Raw genomic sequence first — 14,286 nt, 5'->3', positions numbered from 1 at the left:
ATAGAATTCACCATTACTTCTTTTCTAATAAGTTGTTTTCCTTCTCCATTTTTTCCACTTCTAATTTCAATTTTTCTGTTTCTAATAAGAAATTTTCATGTTTTAATCTTTCCAGCTCTAACTGATCTTTTAGCATTGCTTTGTTGAGCTTGGCCCTTTTTTCTAAATGATCCGTGATAATTCCAGCTAGGGAACTCAAGAATATAGCTATTACAATCACAATAATAATCATCATATAACTCCCTTATATTGTTTATTAACAAATACGAAAAACGCATGAAAAAGTTTCAAATGAAAGACAAACGAACTATGACTCGGTAAATTGGAATTTTTTTGCGGAATAACTAAGGAGGAAATGAAATCATTTAAAAGGGCACAAAAAAGGAAATCGGACAGTTCAAAAAATATAATGGCTTCTTTTTTTGAAGGAAAATATGATTATTGCAGCAAAAGCGATCTATAGGAGGAATGCAGATAAAATGGAACAAGTGAAAAATAAAGTGAAAGTATATTTAGGAGAAAATTTCTAAGGAAAATAGATGAAAGAGAAGGCGTTATCATCTATTATAGAAGGAGGATAACTATTTGGATGAATACAATAAAAGTGTGTAGGTGAACAGAATGGAAAGACAGGATGAAAAAGTAATAGTCGGAGAAGCAGCGGTCGTTCAATTTGTGAAAGATGGGATGACAGTGGGACTAGGCACGGGAACTACTGCCTATTATGTGATAAAAAAAATGGGAGAAATGATTAAGGAAGGGATGGAATTAAAAGGTGTAGCAACGTCAAAGGCTACAGAAAAGTTAGCCAGTGAATGTGGAATTCAGCTGGTTGATATAAATGAAGTGGAGCAATTAGACATTGCTATTGATGGAGCGGATGAAATTGATGATAACTTCTTTGCAATAAAAGGGGGAGGCGGAGCATTATTGCGTGAGAAAATAATTGCTAATGCTGCTAAAACCTTTATTGTAGTTGCTGATGGAAGTAAGAAAGTGCAATCATTGGGGAAATTCCCTCTGCCTATTGAAGTCGTACCTTTTGGCTGTGAACATACAGAGAAAGCTATTCAAAAATTCGGCTGCAAAACAGCAATACGGCAGAAAGATGGCGAGCTCTTCGTAACAGATAACGGAAATTATATTATAGATTGTTCCTTTCCTACTATCCAAAACCCCACTCAATTACATCAAGACTTGAATAATATAGTAGGGGTAGTAGAGAATGGCCTTTTTATTAATATGGTAGACGTATTAATTTCAATAAATGAGCAAGATCAAATTAGCGTGGAGCACAAGAACAGATAATGCTTTAGATATAGGGGATTTATGTAGAATAAGTTCCCTTGTAACGGAAGGATAATGGCGGTTTATGGACATGCTTTGGAGCTGTTTTAAAGATATCTTTATTTTTGCTTGAAAGCGTTTCTTTTTTTGTTTCTACGTTATATTATCGTAGATAGGTAAGGGAATCCTTATCTAAGAAATGCATCCAATGGAAGGATGCAATCATGTTACAGAAATAAGGGAGAGATAGAATGTCTTTACGAGAAGATGCACTACATATGCATCAAGTCAAACAAGGGAAATTGGAAATCCATGCAAAAGTGGAAGTGAAAAATGCCCAAGATTTAAGTTTAGCTTATTCTCCAGGAGTAGCAGAACCATGTAAAGAAATTTTTGAAAACCCGGAAACTGTCTATGACTTTACCATGAAGGGCAATATGGTGGGACTTATCACTAATGGTACATCCGTACTTGGTTTGGGGAATATTGGTGCTGAGGCATCATTGCCAGTAATGGAAGGGAAAGCAATATTGCTTAAAAGTTTTGCAGGAGTAGATGCCTTCCCAATTGCTTTAAATTCAACAGATGTAGACAAGATAGTAGAAGCAGTTAAACTAATGGCTCCTACTTTTGGTGCCATCCACCTTGAAGACATTGCTGCTCCGCAGTGTTTTGAGATTGAAGAAAGATTAAATCAAGAATTAGCCATTCCTGTTTATCATGATGACCAGCATGGTACAGCAATCGTAGCTTTGGCGGGACTTCTGAACGCCCTTAAGATTGTAAAGAAAGAAATGAAGGATTTGAAAATAGTAATAAATGGTGCTGGCGCTTCAGGCATTGCTATTACCAAGCTTTTCAACTCTTATGGTGTAACTAATATGATTATATGTGACACAAAAGGGGCGATCTTTGCTGGCAGGAAAGTTGGGATGAATCCAGCGAAAGAATCTGTAGCAGCATATACGAATGCTAAGTTGGCGACAGGTACACTGAGAGATGTTTTGGTAGGAGCAGATGTATTTATTGGCGTTTCTGTAGCAGACACTTTAACGAAAGAAATGGTACAGACAATGAATAAGGATGCGATCATCTTTGCACTGGCAAATCCAGTACCAGAAATAAGTCCTGCACATGCGAAAGAATCGGGCGCCATCATAGTTGGAACAGGAAGATCAGATTTTCCGAACCAAGTTAATAATGTATTGGCCTTTCCAGGTATTTTTCGTGGTGCTTTAGATGTTCGTGCGACCACTATTAATGAAGAAATGAAAAAAGCAGCAGCAGAAGCGATTGCAGGATTAGTTGCGGATGCCGAGTTGAATGAAGATTATGTAATTCCAAGTCCCTTTGATCCTAGAGTTGCTCCCGCTGTTGCTTCAGCTGTGGCAAAAGCAGCAATGGAAACAAATGTAGCAAGAATTCAAGTTAATCCAGAAGATGTAAGGCTGAAAACCATGAAAGCGACGATTATTGATAAACAATAAAGAGAGAGAGAAAGAGGCTCGAGCCAAATGGCAGCCTCTTTTTGTTTACAATGTATGTGTTTCGCCTATTTGTTTGCTCAAGAGAGAGGCATTAGAGCTTTTCTTACTTGTTTTAACATTAAAAAGAAGATTTAATAAAATGGCAGCCAGACTTCCTGTGATAATCCCATCACTTACAATGATTCTTAAGGCGGAAGGAAGCTGGTCAAATAAATTAGGAACTGCTGTTGCTCCTAAACCGACAGAAATAGAGCAAGCCATGATTAACAAGTTAGCCTGATTGGTAAAATCAACTTTGCTCAGCATTCTGATGCCAGAAGCAACAACCATTCCAAACATAACAACGGTTGCTCCGCCTAATACTGGTGTCGGAATAATAGTGGCAAAAGCCGCAACCTTAGGAATGAAGCCTAAAAAAACAAGAATTCCTCCTGCTGCAATCACGACATTTACTGTTTTGACTTTTGATAGCTGAACAAGACCGACGTTTTGAGCAAAGGTATTATAGGGAAAAGCATTAAATAGTCCACCTATAGTAATGGCTAAACCCTCGGCACGATACCCACGCGTTAAATCCTTTTCACTTAGTGGAGTCTCCGTTATTTTACTTAGTGCGAAAAAGACACCAGTTGATTCAATCACAATAACTAAACCGACAATTAACATAGTAAGAATTGGCCCAACTTCAAAGCTGGGTGTCCCAAAATAAAATAGTTCAGGAAAATGGAACCAACTAGCTTCTCTTACTGGGGTAAGGTTCACCTTACCAAGAACAGCAGCAATGATAGTACCAGCAATAATTCCAATTAGGACGGACAATGATTGTATAAATCCTTTTGTAAACCGGTTTAACAAAAGAATGAATAATAGGACTCCGAATGCCAAAATCAAATTTTCAATGGAGCCAAAGTCTTTGCTTGTTGCTCCTCCACCCATATTTTTAATACCGGATGGGATAAGAGATAAACCGATAATAGTTACAACTGTTCCAATTACAACTGGAGGAAAAAGCTTGGTAATTTTGCTGAAAAAGGGAGCACAAATAATCATAAAAATTCCTGTAATAATAATGGCTCCATAAATAGCAGTGACTCCATAATTTGTTCCGATCGAAATCATCGGAGTAACCGCAACGAATGAACTACCTAGTACAACTGGTAAGCCAATGCCTAAATATTGGTTTTTCCAGGCTTGGAGCAATGTGGCAATTCCACATGTTAAAAGATCAATTGCAACAAGATAAGCTAGTTGTTCGGTTGTTAAATTCAATGCTCTTCCAACTAATAGTGGAACAAGGATAGCACCAGCATACATAGCAAGAACATGTTGAAGACCTAAAGAAAAAATTCGAATTCCCTTTTTGTTATTTTGAGGCATTATAAACACTCCTTCTCCTTTGTTATTCATTCTAACGTATGGTGTTATATTTATTAACATAATAAGAAGTGAGAAGAAAGAAGTCATTGGTTAATTTATACAAAATATTTAGAAAATATAGATTATATAACTAAGACAAATGAAAAACTTCTTTAGATTTGGCTTTGTTTTTTTCTTTCATTCATTTTTAAAATTGATTTAATCCGAAAAGCAAAACGAAGGTGGAAGGTAGTCTCTGGATCCTTAAGACTTTTTCCTAAGAGATCCTCACATTTTTCTAAGCGATAAATTACTGTATTACGATGTACATAAAGGCGTTTCGCCGTCTCAGAGATTTGGCAATGGGTCTCTAAGTAAACAGATAATGTATGGAGTAATATTTGTTCTTCTTCTTGCTGGTGACTGTTAGAAAAAGAATGGAAGATATGGTCATAAAATTCCTGCAGATCCTTTGTTGGAATGATTCTTAACATTTCAAAGGCATCCTTTGGTCGATGTATCTGGATAAAAGGCGTGTTTCCAGAAAGCTGTCCAGTATGTAAAGCACTAAGCGCCTCCTGATAAGCATTGGGTAAATTTAACAGACGCTGATAAACATTGCTGATACCGAATGAGATACTTGTTTTAAATGTGTTCGCAAGATAGGTTTGGATATTTTGTAAATAAGGAAGAATGGTTTTGTCTAGCTCATAAGAGGAATGGGTAACTTCCATGATAATAATACAATGGTCTTGTATAAGAAAAAGCTGAGAAGCGAAAGGTGCCTTTTTTATTTCTGTTTCGATAAATTCATATACATAATCTACCTCAACAGAATGCTGTGTGAAAGATTTATATTGATCGCCGCTATCCAATTTGCCAATTATTGCGATGGAAGCCTGTTCTTTTTTTAAGAAAAATTCTTTAGCTCTGCTTTCGATTTCCTCAGCAAAGCTAAACTTTCCTTCCATAAAGTGAGCGAAGAAGTCATTTCTTGCTCTTCTAGTATATTGCTTCACTGTATTTTCCCTCATTAGCTCAAAAGAAAGCACATTAGTTGCCTGTTCAATCGTAAGAAGTAAGCTGTGATCTTTCATGGGGATTTCTCCCAGAACAACTAAAAAAGCTGGTTTTCTCATATGAGTATAAATGGGGAAAATGGTAAACACTTCTTCTGTATTTCTACTCGAAAAACATGAATAAGGTGCGTTAGCTAATAAAAATTCAAATCCATTTGCATGGAGAGAGCTAAAAAAGTTATCGATGGATGTTCGATTATGAGAAGAAGTGTGTAATTGGAAATGGGCATCCAGTAAAACAATCGGCTTGTTAATCATTTGAGATAAGTCATCAATAAGCCTTTTTATCCCTTTCCCTTTCAGAATATGCTGCGTAAATTTTCGATGAGTTTCAAAGGCAGTGGTTAACTCTGCTGTTCTTTGACTCAACATATAGTTTAAAGAAGCATTAACGATTTCCCCTAGTGAAGTTTCTAAAGGTATTTCTAATAGGGGAAATCCTATTTCATCAGCGAATTGAATCGCCTCTTGTGGTATATGTCCTAAAAATCTCTTGGACTTAATTCCTAAGGCTGTACAATCTCTTTTATGCATACTTTTTATTAAGGAGAGCAGAACACCAGGATTATCTTTAAAATGATAGGCAGTAGTGACTAATAAATCGTTCGGGTTTAAGAAGTCGACGATATCAGGTGCATCCATCATGGTAATATGCTTTATGTCTTTATTTAATCCCTTGTGACCTGTAATTACTTGCACCTCTTTAAAGGCAGGTTTTTGTAATATCTCTGCTAATTTCAAATGTATCCCTCCTAAAGTAATCCAATTAATCAAGAAGCTTCTTTAGTTATTTTATACAAACTATTTAGATAATTCTAACATTTTGTCTAATGAATTGCTAGCAGGTGATTATTAAAATAATGGTTACATAATATGAGTGCGTTTTAAGTAGTTTTAAATATTATTAGAAAATAACAAAAGGAGAGAGGAGAGTCCTTTCTTTTTATTTTGAATGTGGGGAGAGTATCAGGGAGGGGAGCGGAATCAATGAAGACAACTATTGATATTGAAACAAAAGAGGTAGGGGATTGGCTAGAATGGCTTGCTCGATTTGGAAAGACGAAAAGTGGTGGAGTTACACGACTTCTCTATGATGAAAACTGGCGCTTAGCACAACATTCTCTTTTTCAAAAAATGAAAGAAAGTGGTTTGAATCCTTATTTTGATGGTGTTGGCAACTTATTTGGCAGGTTAGAAGGAACAGATCAAGAGGAGAAAGCTATATTAACAGGTTCTCATATTGATACTGTTGTAGATGGCGGAAAATACGATGGAGCCTTCGGGATTATGGCGAGTTTTATCGCTGTCAATTATTTGAAGAAGCATTATGGCAAACCAAAAAAGACAGTAGAAGTAGTCTCGTTATGTGAGGAAGAGGGGAGTAGATTTCCTTTAGCTTTCTGGGGATCTGGATCGGTAACAGGAAAATTTACTAAAAGGGATTGTGAAGGATTAGCTGACGTAAGAAATATTTCCTTTGCTCAAGCTATGACATCGGCGGGTTTGCAGCCAGATGAAAAACAAGTAAAGCGAGAGGATATTGAATGCTTTATAGAAATACATATAGAACAAGGGGCTGTCTTAGAAAAAGAGCAGAAGTCTATAGGGATTGTCTCTCATATAGTAGGACAAAGAAGATTTACGATCAAAGTAATGGGGGAGAGTAACCACGCAGGTACAACCCCAATGCTCTATCGGAAGGACAGTGTACATCTTGCAGCAGAATTAATTACATATGCTATTAAACAAGTTACGGAAATAGACGCTCACTTAGTGGCGACAGTTGGGAAAATACAGGCAGTTCCTAATATTCCTAATGTGATTGCCAAAGAGGTTACGTTTACACTGGATGTCCGGCACCACCAAGAAGAAGTACTAGATTACTATTGTGAGAAAATTTTTGCTTATTTTAAACAGAGAGGTAAGACTGCTGATATGGAAGTAGGATGGAATCAATGGCTGGATGTTAAGGCCGTTGCAATGGACGCTAAATTAACGCAGCTATCGGAGAGAATTGTGGAGGAAATAGATATTCCTTATCAAAAAATGATTAGTGGTGCCGGTCACGATGCACAAATTTTCGGAACCTATTGCCCGACAGCGTTACTATTTGTTCCTAGTGTAAATGGAATCAGTCATTCACCAAAGGAACATACGAAACTAGAAGATTTAAAAAATGGGGTTGTTGTCCTTATAGAATTACTACACCGTTTGGCTTATTGATTTTTTCTGAGATGAACGTACTTAAGGTGCAGGGAAGGCGGAAAGTGGAGTTCATGAGGTCGATGAAAGCCGAAAAGTAGGAGTGGAAAGAGGAAAGTGGTGTTCATGGGGTTGATGAAAGCCAAAAAGTAAGAGAGGAAAGAGGAAAGTGGTGTTCATGGGGTTGATGAAAGCCAAAAAGTAAGAGAGGAAAGGGGAAAGTGGAGTTCATGGGGTTGATGAAAGCCGAAAAGTAAGAGTGGAAAGAGGAAAGTGGAGTTCATGGGGTTGATGAAAGCCAAAAAGTAAGAGTGGAATAGGAAAAGTGGAGTTCATGGGGTTGATGAAAGCCAAAAAGTAAGAGAGGAAAGAGAGAAGTGGAGTTCATGGGGTTGATGAAAGCCAAAAAGTAGGAGAGGAAGGCGGAAAGTAGTGTTCATGAGGTCGATGAAAGCCAAAAAGTAGGAGAGTAATAGGAAAAGTGGTGTTTATGAGATTGATGAAGACCAAAAAGAAGGATCACGAAGCAAGCAGAGGGAATTACTAAAAGATAAGGAAAGGAAGTATCATAGTGACTTTTTTAGAACTAAACACACCCTTAAGAACGATTATGACACCAGGACCTGTTGAGGTTGATCCGAGAGTGTTAAGGGCGTTAAGTACACCTATTTTGGGACAATTTGATCCTGCATTTACATCTATCATGAATGATGTTATGAGAATGATTCAACAAGTTTTCCAAACTAAAAATCAATGGGCATATCCAGTTGATGGAACATCAAGATCTGGACTAGAAGCTGTATTGGCCAGTGTCATTGAGCCAGGAGATAAAGTGTTAATTCCAATTTACGGAAGATTTGGACATCTTTTGACGGAAATTTCTGAAAGATATGGGGCTGAGATTCATTTGCTTCAATGTAAATGGGGCGAGGTTTTTGATCCAGAAGTAATTATTGCAGAAATGAAAAGAGTGAGACCGAAAGTAGTTGCTCTTGTTCATGGAGAAACATCAACAGGGTGTATGCAGCCATTAGAAGAGGTCGGCAAAGCATGTCGAGAACAAGATATTCTCTTTATCGTTGACGCAGTTGCAACAATTGGAGGAGCCAATGTTCAAACAGATAATTGGTATATCGATGCAGTAATTGGAGGAAATCAAAAATGTTTATCAGTTCCATCTGGAAATGCCCCTATTACGTATAATGATCGAGTGGAAAAAGTGTTAACTGCACGGAAGAAAGTAGAAAGAGGAATAGCTACAGAAGTGGAGCTAGCAGAGATAAAAGCTCATGCCCCAATTCGCTCAAATTATTTAGATTTGGCACAATTGCAGGATTATTGGAGTCCGCGAAGGCTGAATCATCATACAGAAGCAACTACCATGTTATATGCTCTTCATGAAGGATTAAGAATTGTTTTAGAAGAAGGCTTGGAAAAGAGGTTTGCTCGTCATCAGTACCATGAACAAGCGTTAATGGAAGGAATAAAAGGCATGGGGCTTGAATTGTTCGGTGATAAAAGGTGGAAGCTGCCAACGGTAACATGCATTAACGTCCCAGAGGGGATTGATGCAGAATCTGTTCGTAGTATGATGCTTGAGCAATTTGGAGTAGAAATAGCCAGCTCTTTTGGTCCATTACACGGAAAAATATGGAGAATTGGAACAATGGGCTATAGCTGTCGCAAAGAAAATGTCTTATTCGTACTTGCGAGTTTAGAGGCATGCCTCATTAGCCATGGTGTAAAACTCCCTGCAGGCCAAGCACTGCAAGCAGCGCTAAATTTTTATTTAAGAGGTTAATAGATAAGGGTCCAGAGAAATACTTTCTATGCCTAAAAAGCATAGAGCTTAAAGAAAACACAGAGAAGCCATTCACTCCTTCTCCATTATCGAAAATAAAAGATATATGCCCTATCGGTTAAAAAAGAATAAAAAAATCTATATTGACAATAATGTTTCTATCCGATATGATTTTTCACAAAGAAATGAATAATGAAACTATAAAAAGGATTAGTATGCAGCAATGTCTATAAAAAGAGAGGGTCTAAATGCTGAAAGGACCTATAGGCTTACCTGTTGAACCTGCCTTTTTCGTTCTGTATCGAATAGACTTTGTTTAAGAAGATTCAGCGGTTCAATACCGTTAACATGGAAGAGTGTAAAGCTTTGCTTTGAATTAGGGTGGTACCGCCATTAATTGGTCCCTAATGAATAGCAAAGCTTTTTTTTATGGTCTTTTACTAAGAAAAGACCACTTGAAATAAAACACAGATAAAATAGGAGGCCCTTTAAAATGGCGAAGGATTTTGTAAAAAGCATTACTAGCATGGAAGATGATTTTGCCCAGTGGTATACAGATGTAGTGACAAAAGCGGAACTAATCGATTATTCAAGTGTAAGAGGTTCTATGATTATTCGACCATATGGAACAGCGATTTGGGAGAATATTAAAGAAGCTTTAGATAAACGTATTAAAGAAACAGGGCATGAGAATGTTTATATGCCATTATTTATTCCAGAAAGCCTTTTACAAAGAGAAAAAGATCATATTGAGGGATTCGCTCCAGAAGTAGCATGGGTTACACATGGCGGAGACGAGAAATTAGCAGAAAGACTTTGTGTGCGCCCAACATCAGAAGTGCTTTTTGCAGAGCATTATAAAAATATTATTCATTCCTATCGCGATCTTCCTAAGCTATATAATCAGTGGGCCAATGTTGTGCGCTGGGAAAAGACGACACGTCCATTCTTACGTACTTTAGAATTTTTATGGCAAGAAGGGCATACATGTCATGAAACGGAAGAGGATGCAGATAGAGAAACAATTCAAATGCTTCAGGTCTATGCCGAAATATGCGAAAAGTACTTGGCGCTTCCAGTGATCAAAGGGCGTAAAACGGAAAAAGAAAAGTTTGCAGGCGCGAAATACACCTATACAATTGAAAGCCTGATGCATGACGGCAAAGCATTACAATCAGGTACTTCGCATAATCTCGGCGATGGCTTTGCGAAATCCTTTGGAATTCAGTTCTCGGACAGAGATGGCAACTTGCAGCATGTTCAGCAGACATCATGGGGCTTTACGACAAGAATCATTGGTGCCATGATTATGGTTCATGGGGATGACCGCGGCTTAGTAGTACCGCCAATGATTGCACCAACACAAGTAATGATTGTACCAATTGCCCAGCATAAGGAAGGGGTATTGGATTTTGCCTACGATTTGCAGAAGAAACTAAGTAATTCGATCCGCGTTGGTATCGATGCAAGTGATAAAAAGCCAGGCTGGAAATTTAATGAGTATGAAATGAAAGGAATTCCTCTCCGTCTAGAAGTGGGACCAAAAGATATCGAGAAAAATCAAGTGGTTCTTGTGAGAAGAGATACTGGAGAGAAACAATTTGTCTCTATGGATGGATTAGAAGAAACAATTACGCAATTATTAACAGATATCCAAGACAACTTGTTAAAGAAAGCCACAGATCATAGAGAAGAAAACACTCATACTGCTGTAAATTTTGATGAATTTAAACAGTTGACGGCAAAAGAAAAGCCAGGATTTATTAAAGCAATGTGGTGTGAAGATCAAGCGTGTGAAGATAAAATAAAGGAAGAAACAAGTGCAACATCTAGATGTATGCCTTTTGAGCAAGAAACCATCGCTGACACTTGTGTATGCTGTGGCAAAAAAGCTAATAAATTAGTATATTGGGCAAAAGCATATTAATATTTTTGCCTAAATCAAATGGATAGTAAAAAACGAGGAATTTGGATCTCGAAAATATGTAGATGGTTCTAGTAAAAAAAGCTGAAATTTATGTAAAAGGTAGGTAATGTAAGATCATCTACTTGGACAACCATGAAATTCTAAGTTTAAATATAAATAATAAAAAACACTAAATGACAAATATAAAGCACCTAGTTTTATAGGTGCTTTTCTTCATTAAGGAGATGATCATGAATACTACTTTAATAAAAATAATAGCTTTAATTTTTATGCTAATAGATCATATAGGGGAATTTATCCCTGGTACTCCAGTATATTTAAGATGGGTAGGGAGAATAGCAGCACCAATTTTTATTTATTTTGTGATAATAGGTATGACTCACACCTCTAATAAACATCGATATCTCTTCCGTTTGTATATTGCTAGTGTTATCATGGCTTGCATTAATGTGTTTATTAATCAAAATTATAATACGGGAGTAGGAATTACTAATAATTTTTTTGCGACATTATTTGCAATTGCATTATTAATTTATGTAATCGATAAGCGAAGTTGGAGATATTTCAGTATCTACTTAATATGGCAGATGATAAGTACGGTGCTTTCTACCCTCTTTAAAGAAATATTTATATTAAATGCAGCTCTGACATATCCTTTTTATGGAGCTATATTTGGAAATGTACTGCATGTAGAAGGGGGAATCTTGTTCGTTTTATTAGGTATTGTTTTTTATTTATTTTGAAATAAAAAACAACTAGTAATAAGCTATTCGATTTATTGCCTTTTTATCTTTTTAGTATATGAAAAATGGGGAGGTAGTTTAAATTGGTTTTCCCGACTTTTACTTCCGTTTGCAGACTTCCAATGGATGATGATTTTAGCTTTGCCATTTCTCTATTTTTATAATGGGGAAAAAGGAGTTGGCTTAAAATATTTTTTCTATTTCTTTTATCCAATACATATTATTATTTTATATTTTATTGGAACGAGTTAAAGAGTAATGATGTAAGCCAACTCAATGAGTTGGCTATTTTCTTACTCTATACAACATAATAGTGTGTGTGCTCATATATACTCATGATACTCAATAAAGCAAAAGGCAGCATTAGCCTATAGTGAGGAAAATTCCGCCTTTTTGTATTTGGGGATTACTTAAAAAAGTCGATCTCCAGATTTCTCCGTTATACTTCTAAATACTATCTCATTTGTTTTTTATTGTTTTTCTTCGTCTGGCTCAATATGGACATGGACCTCTAATACATTAAATTCATTTATTAAAGCATTCTCTACAGCAGAAGAGATATCATGGGCATCGGTAATATCTAGTTTCTGATTAACAGTAATAACAACATCCACAACTGGGCTGTTCCCATAGTTTCTCGCTTTAATTTCTTTTACAGCTTTAACGCCATCTGTATGCAAAATGGTCTTTTTATATTTATCAATCAATAAAACATCAAAACCATCTGTCAGATAATGAGTGGTTTCTCGGAAAATTCCCCAAGCTGTTTTACAAATTAACAGGCCAACGATACAAGCCGCTAGTGGATCTAAAAATTCCAAGTTTAATTGTGCTCCAAAAATGCCGACAGCAGTACCAAAACTAACTATCGAATCAGAAAAATTATCTTTCGCTGCTGCTTTTACAGCTTGGCTATTTATTTTTTTTCCTAATCGTAAATTGATCCGATAGACAAAGAACATAACAGCACCACAGGTGATAGCTGTATATGCTGCCACTAAATCAGGTGCTTGTCTAGAATGAGTAAAGAAGGAAGAGATTGCTTGGTATAATACTTGTAATCCAACACTCATCATAATAAAGGAAGCAATTAACGAAGCAACAGTTTCCGCTTTCCAATGACCATAAGGATGGTCTTTATCAGCTGGTTTTTGAGATAGTCGCAAGCCAATTAAAACGGCAACAGAAGCAATAATATCGGTGAAATTATTCCATCCATCTGCTTTTAGAGCTTGCGAATCAGTGCTATTTCCAATAATTAATTTCACTGATGCTAAAATAATATATGTAATAATGCTTAATATCGCGGCTCGTTCTCCGAGCTTTAAGTCTTCATATTTTTTATCCATTGCAAATGCCTCCTTAACTACCTCACTAATCATATCAAGTCACTATAGGGTGGGTCTAGAGCAACGTTTTTATACCTATCAACAAAAGTATGAGGAAGAGAAAACAGTTTGCCAGAGGAAAACTTTTCAACTATAAAAGAAGAAAAGTCAGAGGGAAAGAATAAATCCTATCCTCTGACTTATCAATGATAACCATTATCTTATATATAAATCACTTACTAAATAATCCTTTATTACCTCGGATGGAACGAGAAATTCAACTGTTCCCATATATCCTGGTGCTACTTCGTATTCATTAAAGCAAATGACCAATTTATGCTGTTTGTTTATATAGAAATTTTGGTGTGGATCGATTTTATCAAATCCTTCTGGATCGGTATCATTTTTTATGAAATAGCTTCCGGTGTCTGCTTTCATTTGCTTGTTCATTTCATGTAAAATGTACGAACTAATAGCATCAATGTAAGAATTATCTTTAAATAAACTTGGTAATGTAATTAACAGTTCGTTTTGTTTATCGATTGTATCATAGTGAATAGATTCTGCAGCAGATGCTTTTGTTTCGACCGTATATCGACCCAGCGATAATAACAAATCATCATCTGTTTTAACGATATAGCCACTTTCAAGCGAGTAGTTTCCATTCTCATTTGCTGTTTCTTGTTGAAATTTAGAATAAAGCTCTTTTGATTCTTGAACGTATTGTTGGTTTAATGTCTGTGAAAGAGTTTTATTCTCTAAGCCAGTTACTTCAGGTGTTTTGATATCAAGCTGATTGTTCTCTTTCGTTTCTTTCCACTCTGTTATTGTAACGACCTTAATGACTTTGTTTAAAAAAGGGATATCTGATAAGGTGCTTGCTGCTGCCGGACTTATATTAACCGTTGTAATGAATAAAAGGATGGAAGCAGCTAAGAAGATAGCGTTTTTTGAAACACTTCTCAAAGTACGATATCGTTTAATCGATTTATGTGTCTGTTTCTCCAATTCATTTGGTATGGGTATATTTAAATAATCCTTTTTCATCTTTTCTAATTTTCTATCCATTATATTCC

12 protein-coding genes and 1 other annotated feature are annotated in these 14,286 nt (G+C 36.3%); of the genes, 7 read left to right on the top strand and 5 right to left on the bottom strand.

All coding sequences use genetic code 11. From position 1 onward, the window contains the following. Positions 1 to 13: 13 nt before the first annotated feature. Positions 14 to 235 carry a hypothetical protein gene (locus MHH96_RS00470; RefSeq protein ID WP_338068364.1) on the bottom strand — a complete coding sequence of 74 codons (222 nt, stop codon included), beginning with the start codon at positions 233 to 235 and terminating at the stop codon, positions 14 to 16. A gap of 386 nt (positions 236 to 621) precedes the next feature. Here MHH96_RS00470 and rpiA point away from each other — a divergent pair, with 386 nt between their 5' ends. Both rpiA and MHH96_RS00460 read left to right on the top strand, forming a co-directional pair. Continuing rightward, a complete protein-coding gene (gene rpiA / locus MHH96_RS00465) occupies positions 622 to 1,308 on the top strand; it encodes a ribose-5-phosphate isomerase RpiA (RefSeq protein WP_047944890.1) in 687 nt (228 codons plus the stop codon). Between the two features lie 230 nt (positions 1,309 to 1,538). Next, complete coding sequence (locus tag MHH96_RS00460) at positions 1,539 to 2,774, top strand: NAD(P)-dependent malic enzyme (protein ID WP_047944892.1); 1,236 nt, start codon at positions 1,539 to 1,541, stop codon at positions 2,772 to 2,774. Positions 2,775 to 2,819: 45 nt separating this feature from the next. Here the strand turns inward: MHH96_RS00460 and MHH96_RS00455 are convergent, their stop codons facing one another. Both MHH96_RS00455 and MHH96_RS00450 read right to left on the bottom strand, forming a co-directional pair. Beyond that, positions 2,820 to 4,151: a nucleobase:cation symporter-2 family protein gene (locus MHH96_RS00455; RefSeq protein WP_328283309.1), complete on the bottom strand. Its 1,332-nt coding sequence runs from the start codon at positions 4,149 to 4,151 to the stop codon at positions 2,820 to 2,822. Between the two features lie 152 nt (positions 4,152 to 4,303). Next, entirely contained in the window at positions 4,304 to 5,950 is a 1,647-nt protein-coding gene (locus tag MHH96_RS00450; protein ID WP_328283308.1) for a PucR family transcriptional regulator, read from the bottom strand. Positions 5,951 to 6,196: 246 nt separating this feature from the next. Between MHH96_RS00450 and allC the strand changes: the two genes are divergently transcribed. From allC to MHH96_RS00425, 5 genes are all read left to right on the top strand, one after another. Continuing rightward, positions 6,197 to 7,432 (top strand): allantoate deiminase, encoded by a 1,236-nt coding sequence (allC, locus tag MHH96_RS00445; protein ID WP_095258560.1) that lies wholly within the window; start codon positions 6,197 to 6,199, stop codon positions 7,430 to 7,432. 550 nt (positions 7,433 to 7,982) lie between these two features. Continuing rightward, positions 7,983 to 9,212, top strand: a complete 1,230-nt coding sequence (locus MHH96_RS00440) for a pyridoxal-phosphate-dependent aminotransferase family protein (RefSeq protein WP_321198340.1) — start codon at positions 7,983 to 7,985, stop codon at positions 9,210 to 9,212. Between the two features lie 191 nt (positions 9,213 to 9,403). Then, positions 9,404 to 9,621 (top strand) — a binding site (T-box leader). Between the two features lie 84 nt (positions 9,622 to 9,705). Further along, entirely contained in the window at positions 9,706 to 11,139 is a 1,434-nt protein-coding gene (gene proS, locus MHH96_RS00435) for a proline--tRNA ligase (protein ID WP_047944899.1), read from the top strand. Positions 11,140 to 11,369: 230 nt separating this feature from the next. Beyond that, entirely contained in the window at positions 11,370 to 11,882 is a 513-nt protein-coding gene (locus MHH96_RS00430) for a TraX family protein (protein WP_341116305.1), read from the top strand. 126 nt (positions 11,883 to 12,008) lie between these two features. Continuing rightward, on the top strand, positions 12,009 to 12,134 hold the full coding sequence (locus MHH96_RS00425; protein WP_336045541.1) for a TraX family protein: 126 nt from the start codon (positions 12,009 to 12,011) through the stop codon (positions 12,132 to 12,134). Between the two features lie 218 nt (positions 12,135 to 12,352). Here MHH96_RS00425 and MHH96_RS00420 read toward each other — a convergent pair whose 3' ends face one another. After that, positions 12,353 to 13,231, bottom strand: coding sequence for a cation diffusion facilitator family transporter (locus MHH96_RS00420; protein WP_328283307.1), 879 nt, complete (start codon positions 13,229 to 13,231; stop codon positions 12,353 to 12,355). Positions 13,232 to 13,426: 195 nt separating this feature from the next. Further along, complete coding sequence (locus MHH96_RS00415; protein WP_251688325.1) at positions 13,427 to 14,278, bottom strand: DUF3298 and DUF4163 domain-containing protein; 852 nt, start codon at positions 14,276 to 14,278, stop codon at positions 13,427 to 13,429. Positions 14,279 to 14,286 lie beyond the last annotated feature (8 nt).

Origin of the sequence: Niallia sp. FSL K6-0212 (assembly GCF_038007605.1) — a bacterium.
Lineage (GTDB): Bacteria > Bacillota > Bacilli > Bacillales > Cytobacillaceae > Niallia > Niallia circulans.
The sequence above is the reverse complement of the archived record's forward strand: the minus strand, read 5'-3'. Positions and strand labels throughout refer to the sequence as shown.

What these genes read in the sequence shown, in the direction of transcription:
- MHH96_RS00470 (WP_338068364.1), bottom strand. Translation starts at nt 235, where the DNA reads ATGATGATTATTATTGTGATTGTAATAGCTATATTCTTGAGTTCCCTA.
- rpiA (WP_047944890.1), top strand. Translation starts at nt 622, where the DNA reads ATGGAAAGACAGGATGAAAAAGTAATAGTCGGAGAAGCAGCGGTCGTT.
- MHH96_RS00460 (WP_047944892.1), top strand. Translation starts at nt 1,539, where the DNA reads ATGTCTTTACGAGAAGATGCACTACATATGCATCAAGTCAAACAAGGG.
- MHH96_RS00455 (WP_328283309.1), bottom strand. Translation starts at nt 4,151, where the DNA reads ATGCCTCAAAATAACAAAAAGGGAATTCGAATTTTTTCTTTAGGTCTT.
- allC (WP_095258560.1), top strand. Translation starts at nt 6,197, where the DNA reads ATGAAGACAACTATTGATATTGAAACAAAAGAGGTAGGGGATTGGCTA.
- proS (WP_047944899.1), top strand. Translation starts at nt 9,706, where the DNA reads ATGGCGAAGGATTTTGTAAAAAGCATTACTAGCATGGAAGATGATTTT.
- MHH96_RS00430 (WP_341116305.1), top strand. Translation starts at nt 11,370, where the DNA reads ATGAATACTACTTTAATAAAAATAATAGCTTTAATTTTTATGCTAATA.
- MHH96_RS00425 (WP_336045541.1), top strand. Translation starts at nt 12,009, where the DNA reads ATGATGATTTTAGCTTTGCCATTTCTCTATTTTTATAATGGGGAAAAA.
- MHH96_RS00420 (WP_328283307.1), bottom strand. Translation starts at nt 13,231, where the DNA reads ATGGATAAAAAATATGAAGACTTAAAGCTCGGAGAACGAGCCGCGATA.
- MHH96_RS00415 (WP_251688325.1), bottom strand. Translation starts at nt 14,278, where the DNA reads ATGGATAGAAAATTAGAAAAGATGAAAAAGGATTATTTAAATATACCC.